Source organism: Pseudarthrobacter sulfonivorans, from assembly GCF_031454915.1.
Taxonomy (GTDB): Bacteria; Actinomycetota; Actinomycetes; order Actinomycetales; family Micrococcaceae; genus Arthrobacter; species Arthrobacter sulfonivorans_C.
This window is the reverse complement of record NZ_JAVDRS010000003.1, coordinates 495,666-511,355: the sequence shown is the minus strand read 5'-3', so window position 1 is coordinate 511,355 and position 15,690 is coordinate 495,666. Positions and strand designations below refer to the sequence as shown.

At 62.4% G+C, this 15,690-nt stretch carries 13 protein-coding genes; 9 read left to right on the top strand and 4 right to left on the bottom strand.

What is annotated here, in order from left to right; all coding sequences use genetic code 11:
• Nucleotides 1-102 precede the first annotated feature (102 nt).
• Entirely contained in the window at nt 103-1,401 is a 1,299-nt protein-coding gene (locus J2808_RS10325; RefSeq protein ID WP_309815547.1) for a CitMHS family transporter, read from the bottom strand.
• A gap of 245 nt (nt 1,402-1,646) precedes the next feature.
• On the opposite strand from J2808_RS10325, the gene glpX reads away from it, so the two are divergent.
• Together glpX and J2808_RS10315 are read left to right on the top strand one after the other, a co-directional pair.
• A complete protein-coding gene (gene glpX, locus J2808_RS10320; RefSeq protein ID WP_309815588.1) occupies nt 1,647-2,600 on the top strand; it encodes a class II fructose-bisphosphatase in 954 nt (317 codons plus the stop codon).
• A gap of 35 nt (nt 2,601-2,635) precedes the next feature.
• The gene (locus tag J2808_RS10315; RefSeq protein ID WP_309815544.1) at nt 2,636-3,061 is read left to right on the top strand and encodes a universal stress protein; all 426 of its coding nucleotides are present in this window, start codon (nt 2,636-2,638) and stop codon (nt 3,059-3,061) included.
• A gap of 221 nt (nt 3,062-3,282) precedes the next feature.
• Here the strand turns inward: J2808_RS10315 and J2808_RS10310 are convergent, their stop codons facing one another.
• Together J2808_RS10310 and J2808_RS10305 are read right to left on the bottom strand one after the other, a co-directional pair.
• The gene (locus J2808_RS10310) at nt 3,283-3,990 is read right to left on the bottom strand and encodes an RraA family protein (protein ID WP_309815541.1); all 708 of its coding nucleotides are present in this window, start codon (nt 3,988-3,990) and stop codon (nt 3,283-3,285) included.
• Nucleotides 3,991-4,033: 43 nt separating this feature from the next.
• Nucleotides 4,034-4,612, bottom strand: coding sequence for a LysE family translocator (locus J2808_RS10305; RefSeq protein ID WP_309815585.1), 579 nt, complete (start codon nt 4,610-4,612; stop codon nt 4,034-4,036).
• 174 nt (nt 4,613-4,786) lie between these two features.
• On the opposite strand from J2808_RS10305, the gene J2808_RS10300 reads away from it, so the two are divergent.
• Nucleotides 4,787-5,239, top strand: a complete 453-nt coding sequence (locus J2808_RS10300; RefSeq protein WP_309815539.1) for an Lrp/AsnC family transcriptional regulator — start codon at nt 4,787-4,789, stop codon at nt 5,237-5,239.
• Nucleotides 5,240-5,665: 426 nt separating this feature from the next.
• Here J2808_RS10300 and J2808_RS10295 read toward each other — a convergent pair whose 3' ends face one another.
• On the bottom strand, nt 5,666-6,412 hold the full coding sequence (locus J2808_RS10295; protein WP_309815537.1) for an SDR family NAD(P)-dependent oxidoreductase: 747 nt from the start codon (nt 6,410-6,412) through the stop codon (nt 5,666-5,668).
• Between the two features lie 168 nt (nt 6,413-6,580).
• Between J2808_RS10295 and hisD the strand changes: the two genes are divergently transcribed.
• The 6 genes from hisD to J2808_RS10265 all read left to right on the top strand — a co-directional run bounded on the left by hisD (nt 6,581) and on the right by J2808_RS10265 (nt 15,687).
• Nucleotides 6,581-7,927 (top strand): histidinol dehydrogenase, encoded by a 1,347-nt coding sequence (gene hisD / locus J2808_RS10290; RefSeq protein WP_309815534.1) that lies wholly within the window; start codon nt 6,581-6,583, stop codon nt 7,925-7,927.
• 59 nt (nt 7,928-7,986) lie between these two features.
• Nucleotides 7,987-9,312 (top strand): MFS transporter, encoded by a 1,326-nt coding sequence (locus J2808_RS10285; protein ID WP_309815531.1) that lies wholly within the window; start codon nt 7,987-7,989, stop codon nt 9,310-9,312.
• 263 nt (nt 9,313-9,575) lie between these two features.
• Nucleotides 9,576-10,604 (top strand): LacI family DNA-binding transcriptional regulator, encoded by a 1,029-nt coding sequence (locus J2808_RS10280; RefSeq protein WP_309815529.1) that lies wholly within the window; start codon nt 9,576-9,578, stop codon nt 10,602-10,604.
• Nucleotides 10,605-10,892: 288 nt separating this feature from the next.
• The gene (locus tag J2808_RS10275; RefSeq protein WP_309815527.1) at nt 10,893-12,773 is read left to right on the top strand and encodes a helix-turn-helix domain-containing protein; all 1,881 of its coding nucleotides are present in this window, start codon (nt 10,893-10,895) and stop codon (nt 12,771-12,773) included.
• A 169-nt stretch (nt 12,774-12,942) separates the two neighbouring features.
• Nucleotides 12,943-14,193: an iron-containing alcohol dehydrogenase gene (locus tag J2808_RS10270; protein WP_309815525.1), complete on the top strand. Its 1,251-nt coding sequence runs from the start codon at nt 12,943-12,945 to the stop codon at nt 14,191-14,193.
• Between the two features lie 18 nt (nt 14,194-14,211).
• Entirely contained in the window at nt 14,212-15,687 is a 1,476-nt protein-coding gene (locus tag J2808_RS10265; RefSeq protein ID WP_309815524.1) for an NAD-dependent succinate-semialdehyde dehydrogenase, read from the top strand.
• The last annotated feature ends 3 nt before the right edge of the window (nt 15,688-15,690 follow it).

Genomic DNA, 15,690 nt, shown 5'->3' with positions numbered 1-15,690 from the left:
CCATTCAGGACGGCCAGCTGGTACTGCTTGGATTCAGTCACGGTATTTCCTTTTCTATATATCCAGGTCTCGTTGACGGACCGGAGGTTACGGGAGGGGCGCTTAGAAGGTGATGTTGATGGCGCCGGTGAGGAGCTGGAAGGCGATGAATGCAAGGCAGCCGCCGACGATCCAGAGGATGGAGAACTTTTGGAATTCGCCCAGATCCTTCTTCAAAAGACCCAGGAGTACCCACAGGGGCGCCGAGGCGGGGCCGATCATGTGCGAGATCTGTCCGACAACGCCGGCGCGGGCGATTTCGTTGGCGTGGATGCCGTACTGCGAGGCTGATTCGGAGAGGACCGGGAGGATGCCGAAGAAGAACGCGTCGTTGGACATAAAGAACCCGAGGGGGATGGCGATGATGGCGGTGAAGAGAGGCAGAAGTCCGCCGAGTGATGTCGGGACGATGCTCAGAAGTGCGTCCGCCATCGCCTGGATCATGCCGGAGTCCGAGAGGATGCCGGTGAAGACGCCTGCCGCGAGGACCAGCATCACAACGGGCACAGCGCTTGCGGCGTGACGCTTGACGAGTTCACCCTGGGTATGGAGTTTCGGGTAGTTGATGACCAGGGCGATGACGAAGGCGCCAATGAAGAGCACCACCAGGGGTGCGACACCGGTGATGAGCAGGACAAGCAGCAGAATCGTGAGGCCTGCGTTTACCCAGGTGCGCCAGGTGGCGCGTTCTTCGGCGTGAAGGGTGCCGTTTTTGATTTCAGCGGCGAGTTCCGCCGCCGCAGCTGCGTTGACGTGCTTGCGCTGCGTCAGGCCAAGGACGTATGCGACCACGAGAACAAAGACGGAGGTAAGCGCCAGTGACGGGATGAGGCTCACGAAGTATTCGGTTGCGTCGAGTTCGAGCACACTGATCGCACGGGTTGCCGCGCCGCCCCAGGGGGTTGATCCGGAGATGAGACCCAGGGACATGGCTGCAACGGTGGCGATCACCAGCGGGTTGATGTTCAGCCGCTTGTAGATCGGCAGGAACGCCGAGCAAATGATCATGTAGCTGGTCGTTCCGTCACCGTCCAGGGCCACCACCAATGACAGCACGGCTGTGCCGACGCAGATGCGGACCGGATCGCCTTTGGACAGCCGGAGAATGAGTTTCGAGATCGGGTCAAAAAGCTTGGCGTCCATCATGACGCCGAAGTACAGGACCGCAAACAGGAGCAGTACTGCTGTTGGTGCCACTGTTTCGAGGCCGGAGAGCACCATGTCGCCCAGCCTGGGGCCAAAGCCGGCGATGACAGCGAACAGTACGGGTGCGCTGATGATGGCGACAAATGCTGTGGCCCATCTGCGCATGACCGCGACCATAAATGACGCGAGGGTTGCGAATCCTAAGACGGCGAGCATCGTTACTCCTTGATGTTGAGGGAATGTGTCCCTGACGGCGACTCTGACGTACGGGGTCCCTTGCCGGTAACCCGGGCCCTCAACCTCATGAGGCCGGGCACACCATCGACCGTAAACCTTAAGTGGTCGACCAGTCAAGCCAAGTGGTCAAGTGGTCGACCACTTACTAATTTTTCGCTACAGTGGTGTACGTGAACAACGATTCCCGATCTCCCGCAGGTACCCTCCCGGACCGAAACCTCGGTATGGAACTGGTGCGTGCCACCGAAGCGGCAGCCATCCGGGCCGCCCCTTTCATAGGCAAAGGGGACAAGAACGCAGCCGACGGCGCGGCCGTTGATGCCATGCGGTCATTCCTCGGCACCGTGGCATTCGACGGCGTCGTCGTGATCGGCGAAGGCGAGAAGGACGCAGCCCCAATGCTGTTTAACGGCGAGCACGTTGGCAACGGCAGCGGACCTGTCTGCGATATCGCCGTGGACCCGATTGATGGAACAAGTCTCACGGCGGCCGGGCGGCAAAACGCCCTCTCAGTCATTGCCGTCTCCGATCGCGGATCCATGTTTGACCCCAGCGCCGTCTTCTATATGGACAAGATCGTCACCGGCCCCGAAGGGCACGGCGTCATCGACTTGGACCGGCCAATTTCTGAGAATATCCGGGCACTGGCCCATGCAAAGGGCGTGCCCGTGACCGACCTGCAGATCGCAGTACTGGACCGCCCCCGCCACACGCAGCTGATCGCCGACATCAGGGCCACCGGAGCCTCCACTCGCCTGCTCCTCGACGGAGACGTCGCTGGAGGCATCAACGCCGCCCGCCCCGATTCCCGGATCGACATGTGCGTCGGGATTGGCGGGACTCCGGAAGGAATCATCACCGCCTGCGCGGTCAAGGCCCTCGGCGGCGTGATCCAGGCCCGCCTCGCTCCCGGCAACGCCGCTGAGCGATCTGCTGCCCTGGACGCCGGGCACGACCTCAAGCGCGTGCTGAACCAGGATGACCTGGTGCGGGGAGACAACGTCTACTTTGTCGCAACAGGCGTGACCGACGGCGCCCTCGTCGAGGGCGTGCGCCGGGGATCCGGGCTGATCCGCACCTCCAGCATCGTCCTGCGGTCGCACTCCGGAACCGTCCGCCGCGTCGTCGCCGACCACCTTGAATCCAAGTGGTACGGCTCACCGGAGCCACGTACCTGAAGTTCGTTTCAAACAACTAAGAGAGCGAGTGAACAATGACCGGAGTAATCGTTGTAGGCGTTGACGGCAGCGAGACTGCCCAGAGGGCCGCGGAATCCGCCCGTAACCTGGCCCTGGCCCTGGGTGCAGGGCTTCACGTCGTCACCGCATTCGACGGCGAAGGCACCGTTGTGTTTGGCACGGGCAGCGACCAGCGGGTCGTCACCCACGAAGAGAACGCCGAAAGGACCGCGCGGGACGCGGCCGTGGAGCTCAGCTCGCCGGATCTCAAGGTCGCGTATTCAGCCGTCCAAGGAACGCCCGCCCAGGCTCTGATAGACCAGGCTGAGAAACATAACGCCCGGATGATCGTCGTCGGCAACAAACGCATGCAAGGACTGGGACGAGTTCTTGGCAGCGTCGCAAACAGCGTCGCTCACCACGCTCCCTGCGACGTCTATGTCGCTAAGACGGCCAGCTGATACCGCCCGCACATACGGTATTTGCTCAGTCCAGGCAGCTACAGCAAAGCGGTTTCACACATTTAGATTTCCGGCGCCGGCACGCGGAACGCAACACGCAACCCGACAGGCGGGGGCCGGCGCCGGAAACCTTCAAGGCTGCCCGCATCGCGTCCCAATAGGACCGTTCGAGATGCGCGACAGTAGCCGGAAAATCAGGAAATCCTAAGGCAAATCTGTGCCTATTCTTCGATCTCCCCGCCGAAGGCACGGAGGTGGTGCCGGAACGTCATGTCAGGGTTACTGGACCGGGCCGCCACGTACTCCTCCAAGCGCGCCTGGCTCCTGAACGTTGTGCCCATCAGCATGCGTGCCGCCTGTGAACGTTCTGTGTCCCGGATGGTTGCGGCCGTATCGGCAACCTCCTCGGCCCGTGCCAAAGGTATGAACAGGACTCCGTCGTCGTCGCCCATTACGAAGTCATCCGCCGAGACCTTGTGTTTACCGCTCCTTGCCGATGTGAGGGCTGCTGGCTGGCGAGGATCGAGGCGTTGAGGTCCAACTGGCAATGATCCTTGACTGAAAACTGGCAGCCTGATGGTCCTGAGTTCGGATGTGTCGCGGTGTAATCCCCAGATGACAATCCCGGCCAAACCGGCGCGGCTCGCTTCAAGGGTGACCAGGTCTCCGACACAGGCTTCGTCCTGTCTACCGTCGTTGTCCACTACCAGAACATCGCCGGCGTTGGCGCGATCGATCGCTTCAAGGAAGACATCAACGCTCCCGGTGTGACGGGCCGGTGCAACGCGGCCAGTCATGTGCGCTCCGGTCCATAGCGGGCTAGTTCCTGCTGGTGCGCACCGGACTTCGATGCCGAGGCGCATGCAGGCGTCGGCCACGTGAGGGGTGGTCAGGTCCAGGTAGGTTCGGTGGAGCTGTTCTGAGTGCAAGGTTAAATTCTCCGTAGCGTCTTGATTGTGGCTGGTAGCAGGATCAGGAGTACCAGTGGATCAGCTGTTCGAGGAGAAGGAATACTCCGATCACCATCATGGCGGCGCCCGAAACGCGGGTTACCGCACGGGCGGCGGTAGGCCGGGTGCGCAGTACCACCCGGGCGCTGGCGCCCACACCGGTGTAGATGACTGCGCAGCTGGCGACATGCACCAGTCCAAGAGCAACGATCTGCCCCGCAACAGGCCACGAATTGTCGGGGCTAGTGAACTGGGGCAAGAGGGCCAGGAATAAAAGAAAGACCTTGGGGTTCAGGCCGCTGATCCCGGCGCCCTTCAATAGTTGGCGCGCCCAGCTGCCCTCGACGGCTGCAACGCCGGCCTCCGGTACGGATGGGTTCCTGAACATCCCTAGGCCCAGCCAGACCAGATACGCGGACCCCGCGACTGTCAGGGCGGCGAGCACCAGGGGCGATCCCGACACCAATGCGCCCACCCCCGCCGCGACTACCGCGGTGGCAACCAAGTGCCCCGTTAGCAGTCCTGCGACGGCCGGAATCACAGTCCGATGCCTGAGCCCGGCTGAAATCGCGTAAGCCCAGTCCGCACCTGGGGTCAACACGAACAAGAAGGAGACAGCCCAGAATGCGGCTATGGATCCGAGATGCACGTTTTTCTCCCTAAACTCTGGCGGGGCACTTGGGTGTCAGGCCCTAAGAAAAGCTTAGGAAAATTTGGCCGGAATGTGCTTCCAAGTTCTTTGGGCTGGCAACCACTTTGGGGGAGAATTTTCCCCATGGACAAGTTAGACAGGAATATTCTTGCTGAACTACAGATGGATGGTCGCCTCTCCCTGACCGAGCTGGCTGAGCGTGTAGGGCTGAGCCTGTCACCTTGCCACCGCCGACTGCGTTCACTGGAGAAGTCAGGCGCCATCACTGGATATCGGGCACAGTTGGACGCCGAGTCACTTGGCCTCACCTTTGAATCCTTGGTTTTCGTCACGATGCGCGATGGAGACCGGGAAACTGTGGCGGCCTTCGAAGAGGCCGTTGCAACAGTAGCCAACGTCGTGCGAGCACAGCGCCTCTTCGGTGATCCCGACTACCTCCTTCAAGTAGTCGCACGCGACGTTCGGGCGTTCCAACGGCTTTATGACGAGCAACTCTCCGCCCTGCCTGGCGTCCAGCGCCTGAGCTCCACCCTGGTCATGAAGAACGTCATCGAGAACCGACCCCTGCCACTCTGAACGTGCGCCGCCAGATGGTGCTGCTGAACGACGGGGCGTCCGTCAAGCCTCCACGGCCGCCGGGTTCACAGCAGCCACATGTTGATGAGGCCGATTTCCTCATGGAACGGGAGTTCTCGCAGCTACTTCTACTTCCGTTGTTTAAGAGCCGATAACCGTGATTATGTAAGTAGCTACCCGAAGCACCTGCTTTGGGCCCCCGTTTCAGCTTGGCAGAGCTACCAGATTGGCGCTTTACCATCAACGGGAATCGCCACCCTACCACCACCGAAACTGACCGGACATTCATTCGCTAGAGAGAAATTACCGGCGTGCAACCCTGCGAAAGGCGCGCGCATGCATTGTCCGGTAGGCAGGAGGTCCACCCGGTCTGCGGGCCGATGTCCAGGAAACCGTGCCCGGTCTTCAGCCCCAGGGCTGTGGCGGCTAGCGAATCGTGTAGCCGCCGTCGATGGCCAGCGTATGGCCGGTGATCATCGAAGCGGCGTCGCTGAGCAGAAATGCGATCGCCCCGCCGATGTCGCCGGGTTCACCGAACCGTCCAATGGGGATTCTGGACAGCAGCTCGGCAGCCCATTCAGGCCTGTTGAGAGTCGATGCTGTCAGTTCCGTGCGCACGAAGGTCGGAGCGACAGCGTTGACGCGGATTCCGGCAGGGGCCCATTCCAGAGCCAAGATTTTTGTGAGATGAATCAGGCCAGCCTTGCTGGTGCCGTAGGCCGCCCGTTCCTCGATTCCAACAATCCCGGCCTGCGATGCGACATTAACGATGGCGCCCGGTATTCCTCGGTCTATCCAGTGCTGAGCGATTGCAGTGGTCAGAAAGAAGCTGCCCTTGAGGTTGGTGTCAAAGACGGCGTCCCAGTCGTCGGCTGTCAGTTCCAGCGCAGGTTTTGGCACGTTGACTCCGGCGTTGTTAACAAGCAGATCGATGCCGCCGCTTTCCTGCATCAGGGACTCAGCGAATCCGGGTATGTCCTTGGTCCGGGTTATATCGAAAGGAAAGGAAGGCGTTCCGTATCGTTCGCTGATTTGGCGGGCACTCGCTGCGTCGCGGCTGGTTCCATAGACCGTGGCACCGGACTCGGCAAGAGCGTCGGCGATGGCCCTGCCGAGTCCACGGGCCGCTCCGGTAACCAGTGCCTTCTTGCCGTCGAGGCGAAACTTTGGCATCGATGGTCCTCCCCGAGCCTCGGTACTGCGTTTTGTATACGTATACATTTTTACCGGAAAAGCCTTGTGCGGGCCAAATGTATACGTATACACTTTTTGAAGCAGGCTTGCTGGCCTGGCCCGGGGCGCTCCAAGGTCGCCCATCAATGAAGATGGAAGGTTTTCCTCATGACCGCTACAACAGCAATCAGCTCGGCCGTGGACTCCGTGATGTTGAAGGAGCCGGCGCAGAGCAGTGTGCACCGGGGCAGCACTCCTGAAGTGCGTGCCACCGTCGAAGGCGTCATTGCGGATATCCGTGAACGCGGCGACGCAGCAGTGCGCGAATACTCCCAGAAGTTCGACAAGTACGCACCCGAGTCCTTCCTGCTTACTAAGGAGCAGCTGGAGGACATCATCGCCCGCGTTCCCGAACAGACCATTGAGGACATCAAGTTTGTCCAGGAGCAGGTCCGAGTGATGGCGCAGAAGCAGCTCGAGTCACTGACCGACTTTGAAATCGAAACCCTGCCCGGTGTCTTCCTGGGCCAGAAGAACGTTCCCATCCAGGCTGCCGGCGCCTACATTCCCGGCGGGAAGTACCCGCTGCTGGCCAGCGCGCACATGACCATCATCACCGCCAAGGTCGCAGGCGTCGAACGCGTTGCCGCCTGCACGCCGCTGATCCAGGGCGAGATCCCCGACGCCACGGTCGCCGCCATGTACCTGGCCGGCGCAGACGAGATCTACCTGCTCGGCGGCATCCAGGCCGTAGCGGCCCTCGCCATTGGCACCGAGACCATCAAACCGGTCAACATGCTGGCCGGCCCCGGCAACGCCTTCGTAGCAGAGGCCAAGCGCCAGCTCTTCGGTGAAGTCGGTATTGACCTCTTCGCCGGACCCACCGAAGTACTCATCGTGGCCGATGAGCACGCGGACCCGTTCATCGTTGCGGTTGACCTTCTGTCCCAGGCAGAACACGGCCCGGACTCACCCGCCGTCCTGATCACCACCAGCGAAGAACTTGGCCGAAAAGTCATCGAGCACATCGACACGATCCTCGTGGACATGCCAACCCGCGATTACGCCGGAGCAGCGTGGCGCGACTGGGGTGCTGTCCACGTGGTTGCAACCCTTGATGACGCTTACGTCCTGGCAGACGAGTACGCCTACGAACACGTTCAGATCCTCACCGAAAACCCCCGCGAAGCCCTGGAGAAGATGCACGACTACGGCGCACTGTTCCTCGGCGAAGGAACCTGCGTCTCCTACGGAGACAAAGTCATCGGCACCAACCATGTGCTGCCCACCCGCGGGGCCGCCCGCTACACCGGTGGCCTCTGGGTCGGTAAATACCTGCGTACCGTGACCTATCAGGAAGTGACGAACACCGAGTCCAGCGCCTTTTTTGGCGAACTCTGCGGACGCGCCTCACGGGTGGAACGGTTCGAAGGACACGCCCGCTCCGGCGACGTCCGTGCCGCGAAATACCGCGGCACCTCCCTGCCCTGGTCCGACCACACCTTCGGGAACTGACAAGAACCCCCGATCACTTTCCCAAGAATCGAGTTTCTGCAATGTCAGACAAGAAGTCCATGACAACAGAACAGGTCCGCCGACGGACCCTGTTCTCAGGCACCATCGGCGCGGTCGTTGAATGGTACGAGTACACGGTGTACGCCACCGCTGCGGCACTGGTCTTCGGACCCCTGTTCTTCCCCGCAATGGATCCCAGCATCTCCCAAATCGCGGCCCTGGCAACCTTCGGCGTCGGATTCATCGCCCGCCCACTCGGCGCCTTCGTCGCCGGACACCTCGGTGACCGCATTGGTCGAAAATCGACCCTTATCCTCACATTCGCCATCATGACCGCCTCCACAGCACTGATCGGCTTGCTGCCCACCTACGAAGCGGTCGGAGTGCTGGCTCCCATCCTGCTCTGCGTGCTCCGCCTGGCCCAAGGCTTCGCCGTGGGCGGGGAATGGGGCGGCGCGGCCATCATCGCCGTAGAAAACGCACCCAAAGGAAAACGCGGCTTCTACGGCTCCTGGCCGCAGATCGGCGTGTCCTGTGGGCTGCTCCTGGGCACCGCAGCGGTGGCACTGGCAGGGATTTTGACAGGTGACGCCTTCACAACCTGGGGCTGGCGCATACCCTTCCTCCTGAGCATCGTGCTCGCCGCAGTCGGCCTCTACATCCGACTCAACGCAACCGAGAGCCCGGAATTCCTTGCCGAGAAGGAAAAAATGGCGAAGGAGGCCCAGCACCGCAAGGCGCCCATCGCCGAACTGCTCACGCACCACCGCAAGCCGCTGCTGATCGCCATCTTCGCCCGCTTCGCCGAAGCCGGAAACTACTACCTCTTCACCGTCTTCGTCCTCTCCTACGTCACCACCACGTTGAAGGTCCCGCAGCACTACGGACTGACGGCAGTCATGATCGGTTCTGCCCTGAACATCATCATGATCCCGGTCTTCGGACGCCTCTCGGACCGCATCGGCCGCAAGCGAACCTTCCTGCTCGGCGGCACCGCCATCATACTGACCGCATGGCCGATATTTGCCCTCATCGGCACGGGCCAGCAGCTGACCATCCTCCTCGGTGTCGCACTGTTCCTCGCCTTGGGCCACGCGCTGGTCTACGCCCCCCTCCCGGCGCTGTACTGCGAACTGTTCCCCACCGCTGTTCGGTACTCCGGAATCTCCATCGGCTACCAAATGGCATCAATCCTGCTCGCCGGGTTCATGCCGGCGCTGGCCAGCGCACTCGTCCTCTGGAGCGGCGGCACCTGGCCTGTCGTACTGATCATCATCGTCTCAACCATCATTGCCATGATCTCGGTGTCCTTCGCGAAGGAAACCAAAGACCTTGATCTGGCCGAAATCGGCAAGCCGCCGGCCCTCACCGGATCGAAGGCCTAACAGCAAAATCGCCTTTACCAGGCAGCCGGAACGGCGGAGCCTCGCACCAGCGGGATCCGCCGTTCCGGCCATTCCAGTTTTCCCTTGCGCATCCGGCCAGAAAACGTCGTTGACAGACAGTAGCCTCTGAACCGGTGGAGGGTTCGCGTAACGGCGTGGGCACAGGCCTGGTGGGAGACCCCGGTTGGATTAGTCTGAAACAAAAGCAATGCAGCAGTTCCGGTGTCCCGTAACGGAACCAACAACTCATGGAGGACGGCACGATGGTCACAAGCCGAGACGTGGCGGAACTCGCCGGAGTTTCCCAGGCAACGGTCTCCCGTGTGATGTCCTCCCCTGCGAAACTTTCACCGGCCACTAAAGCCCGCGTGCAGGCAGCGATGGAAACCCTAGGATATGTCCCGCACGCCGGCGCCCAGGCCATGAAGACCCGGCGGACCAACACCATCGGAGTGGTCGTCGCTGACCTCACAAACCCGTTTTACCCTGAAGTTCTGGACGAACTAAGCCGCGAACTTGATGCCGCCGGCTTCCGCGTCGTCATCTGGAACGCCGGCGGCGGAAGCCACCACGACGCGCTAAAGGCCATCCGCGAACACGCCGTCGACGGCGTAATCTTCACCACCGCCACAGAAGACTCCCTCGAGCTGCAGGCCGCCATCGAAAAGAACAGCCCCATCGTCCTGATCAACCGCGTGGTGGAAGGCCTGGAATGTGACCAGGTCACCAGCAGCAATACCGAAGGCGGCGCTGCCGTCGCCGATTACCTGCTGGCACACGGCAAGACGCGCGTGGCTTTCATCGGCGGCGCGCAAAACGCCAGTACCTCCCGCGAACGCGGGCGGGGATTCCTCGGAAAAATGGCAGAACAGGGCCACGCCGTCCCAGAGCACTTTCGCTTCGACGGCGGGTTTTCCCACGACATCAGCGCCCAGATCACGAACAGGCTGCTCGCCCGCGCCGACCGGCCCAAAGCCATCTTCTGCGCCAACGACCACATGGCCTTCGGTGCCCTGGACGCCCTCCGAGCACACCAGCTTCAGCCCACGGACTGCTGGGTGATCGGATACGACGACGTCGACATGGCTGCCTGGGAATCCTTCAGCCTGACAACCGTCCGACAACCGAGCCGCGAAATGGCCCGCACAGGAGCAGAAATGATGATCAACCAAATCCACTCGCCAAGACGCGCACCGCGCCAGGTCAACTTCCCCTGCGACCTCATCGTCCGGGGAAGCACGGAACTGGCTGGCCTCACCGGCAACGGCGAAGTACGGCATATCCACGGCTAAGCGGGTGGGCCGAAGGCGCCCTCTTGCATGGATGGAGGGGTTCAATTCCCCCATCTCTACTCATTCTGGCTAAAGGCGAGTCACACTCCGGTCCAAGGCAGATGGCGGACGTCCCCATACCCAGCCAGCCTCTGGCGATGAGTTCCCTCGCCAGAGCTGCAAGCTGCGCTGGTCGGGGGACCTAACCGCCTGGCCCGGGCTAGCATTACGTTCATGAGTGCCAATGACAGTTCTGCCGCTCACACCGGTGGAGGCCCGTCAGACGGCACGAAGGGGGCGGGCCAGCTAATGGCTCTGCTTGATCGTGGCGTTTCGGCGGCTGAACTGGAGACAACGCTATCCGCCTGGCTGGACGGCGGAGTGGTTGATCAGCCCACTGCAGCGGCTGCACGCCGGTTGAACTCCCGATTGTGGGAGGCGAGCCGACGGGAGGGCCTGCTGCGCGTCCTTTACGATACGGCCACCGACCTGACCGGCATACGCGACGTCGAGGCCGTCCTCAAGGCCATCGTCCGGCGCACTCGATCATTGATCGGCAGCGACATCGCCTACTTGAGCCTGAACGACTACGACAGCGGTGAGTCCTACGTCCGGGTCACCGACGGTGCCACGACGGCTCTCTTCCGCAACATCCGGATGCCCCTTGGAGAAGGCGTGCTCGGCGCCGTGGCAACCGGTGAGGCACCTGCCCAGAGCCCCGACTACCTTTTGGACGAGTCTAAATCCCATTTGGAGTCCAGCGACACTGCCGTGGCGGCCGAGGGCGTCCGGGCCATCATGGGTGTTCCCCTTCGCGCAGCAGGGAAGGTAATTGGCGCCCTGCTGGTCGCTGACAGGCATGCGCACGAGTTCAGCAGTGACGACGTGGCCCTCATGGAATCCATTGGCACGCATGCAGCCGTCGCCTTGGAGAACGCACGCTACTTCAGTGAAATGGCGGGTGCCCTTACCCGGCTGGACCAGGCCCAGCGGCAGAATCTTTCGCACGTACAGGCCCTGGAGGAGCTTTCAAGCCTGGACCGGCGGCTCATGGAGACCTTGGCCTCAACCGGCAGCCTTCCTCACCTGCTCAACCTGCTGGCCGAGTCCCTAGACGCCCCTGTTGTCTTGGTTTCTCCTATGGGCGAGCCGCTGGCGGGAAGTGTGCCGGACGCTGACTTCGGTACCCCGCCGGCCCTGACCACGGCCGAGGAGTCCGCAGCCAAGAGCTCGGCCGTCCAGTTTGAGGTCAAGAACAAGAAGTACACGGTCATGTCCGCCGTGGCAGGCGACCAGCACCTCGCCTCCCTCATCGTCGCCGAGCAACTGAGCCCCGCCCGGCTCGCGGTCCTGGAACGCAGCGCCCTGGTGCTCAGCGTGTCGCTGCTGTTTGAACGCACATTCCAGGACGCCCAGTATCGGCTCCAGCTCGAACTCATCGATGACCTGCTCAGCCCACGTTCTGAACACGCGGCGGCGCTCACCCGCAGGGCAGGACAGTTCGGCTTGGCAAACCACCTTCAGCTCGTGGTGCGTGTTGTGGGGGTCAGTGACGACCAGCGCCAACGTGCGCTCTCCGTGCTAAGGCATCAACGTGAGGGGATCCCCGGAATCATCGCCCTGCACGAATCACATTTGTGCATCATAGAACCCGTCGATCGACGTGACAGCCGGCCGGATGAAGGCCGCGCCGCGGACACCGGCCAGTCCATCGTTGACGAGCTGAACCGACGACGCATCACGGCCAGCCTCGGGACATCAGAACCAGTATCCGGCTTTGCCGGGCTGTCCGCTGCCCACACCGAAGCCCACACCGTCCTCCGCGCCCTGCAGGCCCTCTCGCGCGACGGCGAGGCAGCGGACCGGGCCGCCCTGGGTACGGCCGGGATGTTACTCGGAGCGATGGAGAGCCCCTTCACCGGACAACTGTTGACCGCACAGCTGGGTCCACTCATTAGCTACGACGAACGTCGGGGAACACAGCTGGTCCTGACGGCGTGGACGTTCCAGGAAAACGGTGGCGCCATGCAGGAAGCAGCCGACTCCCTCCATATACACCCCAATACTTTGAGGCAGCGACTGGACCGGATAGACGCCCTCATCGGTGCCACATGGCGAAGGGGAAGCCGTTCCCTTGACGTCCACGTGGCGCTGCGCCTGTGGCGGATAAAAACAGCCGGCCTAAGTTAGCGCTGGTCTTAACCGCAAACCCTGCGCAGCAGCATATAGCGCGAACCCACATATGCAGGGATTTTGTGTGGCTCTCAACTACATGGTGGTGATCACGCAGCTCTGAAATGCTGAGACCTGCGGCACCTATCAGGCAGCCGCTCATCCCACTTTCTAGGAGTCATTCACAATGTCGTGTGCGCATGCAGCGGGTATCCGTCCCGCAACTTTTGGCGTCCTCCGGCTGCCGCGGAGCGTCGTCGTCGGCGCGCAGCAGCGCTTCGCCGTCGCCGATATTGCAGCCGAATTCGGGACCAACGTCCTTGTCTGCACCGATCCGCGGCTGGCCGTCTCAGAGGAACTTAAGGCCCTTGTCCGGAGCCTCGAGGACCGGGACTTGACCGTACGGGTCTACGGGGACACCCAAGCCGAGCTTCCGACGCCGGGGATCCTGGACTGCATAGAGGAGCTCAAGGGCCAGGAAATCGATGTCATCATCGGTTTCGGCGGCGGCAGCTGCATGGACATGGCCAAAGTCGTCTCCGTGCTGCTAACCCACGGAGGCAAGCCCAGCGACTACTACGGCGAATTTGCCGTTCCCGGCCCTACCAAGCCGGTCATTGCCCTGCCTACCACAGCGGGCACAGGTTCGGAAGCGACGGCAATCGCGGTCGTCTCCGATCCTGACCTGGGCATGAAGATGGGCATCTCGAGCCCCCACATCATCCCGTTCGCCGCTGTGTGCGATCCCGAGCTGACCTACTCATGCCCCCCGTCGCTGACGGCCGCCACCGGTGCGGATACCTTTGTGCACCTGGTCGAGTCCTTTACTGCCATCACCCGGGAACCCACCCACACTCTGGCCACGGAACGGGTTTTCGTCGGCAAGAACATCCTGACGGACTCGATTGCTTTGAACGGTATCGCGCTGGTGGGCCGCAGCCTTGTCACTGCCTACAAGGACCCGGAAAACACCGAGGCCCGTGGCGGGATGATGCTCGCGGCGCTCTACGGCGGTATGGTCCTGAGCAATGCCGGCACCGCCGCGGCACATGCCATCCAGTACCCGGTAGGCGCGCTGACCCACACCCCTCACGGTGTGGGCGTCGGTCTCCTTCTGCCCTACGTCGTCCGCCACAATTTTCAGTCAATTCAGCCGCAGCTGGCGCAGATCGCTGAAGCACTGGGACGCGATATTCGCGGGCTGGACGAGCGCGCCGCCGCAGTCGCAGGCGTCGAAGCAATCGATGAGGTCATCGCCGCCATCGAGCTTCCCCCGACGTTGAAGGACCTTGGCGTGCAGGAGAGCGACCTCGCCCAGATCGCCAAGCTCTCGCTGAACTCCAAGCGGCTCATCGACAACAATCCCGTACCCCTTGACCTCGCCGGCGTAACCTCCATCGTCCACGCCGCCTTTGCCGGCGACCGCACCATCCGCTGATCAGCGTTAGGACCACTGATGACACTTCTTTCAACCCATGAACCGCTCAACGTCAACGGGCTGGCAGTGCCCCGCCAGCTGCTGATCGCCGGAAGCTGGCAGCATGCCGCAGGCGGTGACACCGTCGAGGTAATCAACCCCTCCGACGCCTCCGTCATTACCGGCATCGCCGACGCCGACGTCGAAGACGGTCTCGCCGCCGTCGACGCCGCAGCAGCAGCCTTCCCGGACTGGGCCGCTACCGCGCCCCGCCGTCGCGCGGAGATCCTGAACCGCTGCTTCGAACTGATGACCGAGCGCAGCGAGCAACTCGCCCACCTCATCTCCCTCGAAAACGGCAAGGCCCTCAGCGATGCCCGCGGAGAAGTGGCCTACGCCGCCGAATTCTTCCGCTGGTACTCCGAAGAAGCGGTCCGCATCATCGGAGATGTCTCCGTCTCGCCCTCGGGCTCCAACCGCATCCTTGTCCAGCACCCGCCAATCGGCGTCTGCGTGTTGATCACCCCGTGGAACTTCCCGGCCGCCATGGCCACCCGCAAGCTGGCGCCCGCGCTGGCCGCCGGCTGCACCGCCGTGCTGAAGCCCGCAACGCTCACGCCGCTGACTGCCCTGGCGATCGCCCAACTGATGATCGATGCCGGTACCCCGGCTGGCGTGGTCAACGTCATCACCACGAGCAAAACCAGCGACGTCATGACCCCGATCCTTGCAGATCCGAGGGTTCGCAAGCTGTCGTTCACCGGTTCCACCAGTGTCGGACGCCACCTGCTGCTGCAGGCGGCCGACAACGTGCTCAAAACTTCCATGGAGCTTGGCGGTAACGCTCCGTTCCTGGTTTTCGATGACGCGGACCTCGATCTGGCCCTGGACGGGGCAATGATCGCGAAAATGCGCAACGGGGGCCAGGCCTGCACCGCCGCCAACCGCATTTACGTCCAGCGCGGTGTCCACGACGAGTTCGCCCGTCGGCTGGCGGAGCGAATGGGCGCGCTGCGCATTGGCCCGGGCACCGACCCCGACACCGAGGTCGGTCCGCTCGTAGATGAGGCCAGCGTCCGCAAAGTGGACTCACTGGTCCGGGACGCCGTCAGCCAGGGAGCCAGGCTCCTCGCCGGCGGCAAGGCCATCGACGGCACCGGGTACTACTACCCGCCCACTGTCGTAACAAACGTCCCGCTACAGGCCCGCATGGTCAGTGAGGAAATCTTCGGGCCGGTGGCCTCAATCGTCCCCTTCGACAGCGAAGACGAAGTCATCGCGGCCGCCAACGACTCCGAATACGGCCTGGCAGCCTACGTGTTCACCGAAGACCTCCGCCGCGGACTCAGGGTCTCTGAACGCATCGAAAGCGGCATGGTTGCCCTCAACCGCGGACTCGTCTCTGACCCCGCCGCACCCTTCGGCGGCGTCAAGCAGAGCGGCCTGGGCCGCGAAGGTGCCCATCAGGGCCTGCTGGACTTCACCGAAACCAAATACATCGCGCTCGACTGGTAGCTC

Bases quoted from the DNA above. Each gene is read 5' to 3' on its own strand.
- J2808_RS10325 (WP_309815547.1), bottom strand. From the start codon at position 1,401: ATGCTCGCCGTCTTAGGATTCGCAACCCTCGCGTCATTTATGGTCGCG.
- glpX (WP_309815588.1), top strand. From the start codon at position 1,647: ATGGAACTGGTGCGTGCCACCGAAGCGGCAGCCATCCGGGCCGCCCCT.
- J2808_RS10315 (WP_309815544.1), top strand. From the start codon at position 2,636: ATGACCGGAGTAATCGTTGTAGGCGTTGACGGCAGCGAGACTGCCCAG.
- J2808_RS10300 (WP_309815539.1), top strand. From the start codon at position 4,787: ATGGACAAGTTAGACAGGAATATTCTTGCTGAACTACAGATGGATGGT.
- J2808_RS10295 (WP_309815537.1), bottom strand. From the start codon at position 6,412: ATGCCAAAGTTTCGCCTCGACGGCAAGAAGGCACTGGTTACCGGAGCG.
- hisD (WP_309815534.1), top strand. From the start codon at position 6,581: ATGACCGCTACAACAGCAATCAGCTCGGCCGTGGACTCCGTGATGTTG.
- J2808_RS10285 (WP_309815531.1), top strand. From the start codon at position 7,987: ATGACAACAGAACAGGTCCGCCGACGGACCCTGTTCTCAGGCACCATC.
- J2808_RS10280 (WP_309815529.1), top strand. From the start codon at position 9,576: ATGGTCACAAGCCGAGACGTGGCGGAACTCGCCGGAGTTTCCCAGGCA.
- J2808_RS10275 (WP_309815527.1), top strand. From the start codon at position 10,893: ATGGCTCTGCTTGATCGTGGCGTTTCGGCGGCTGAACTGGAGACAACG.
- J2808_RS10270 (WP_309815525.1), top strand. From the start codon at position 12,943: ATGTCGTGTGCGCATGCAGCGGGTATCCGTCCCGCAACTTTTGGCGTC.
- J2808_RS10265 (WP_309815524.1), top strand. From the start codon at position 14,212: ATGACACTTCTTTCAACCCATGAACCGCTCAACGTCAACGGGCTGGCA.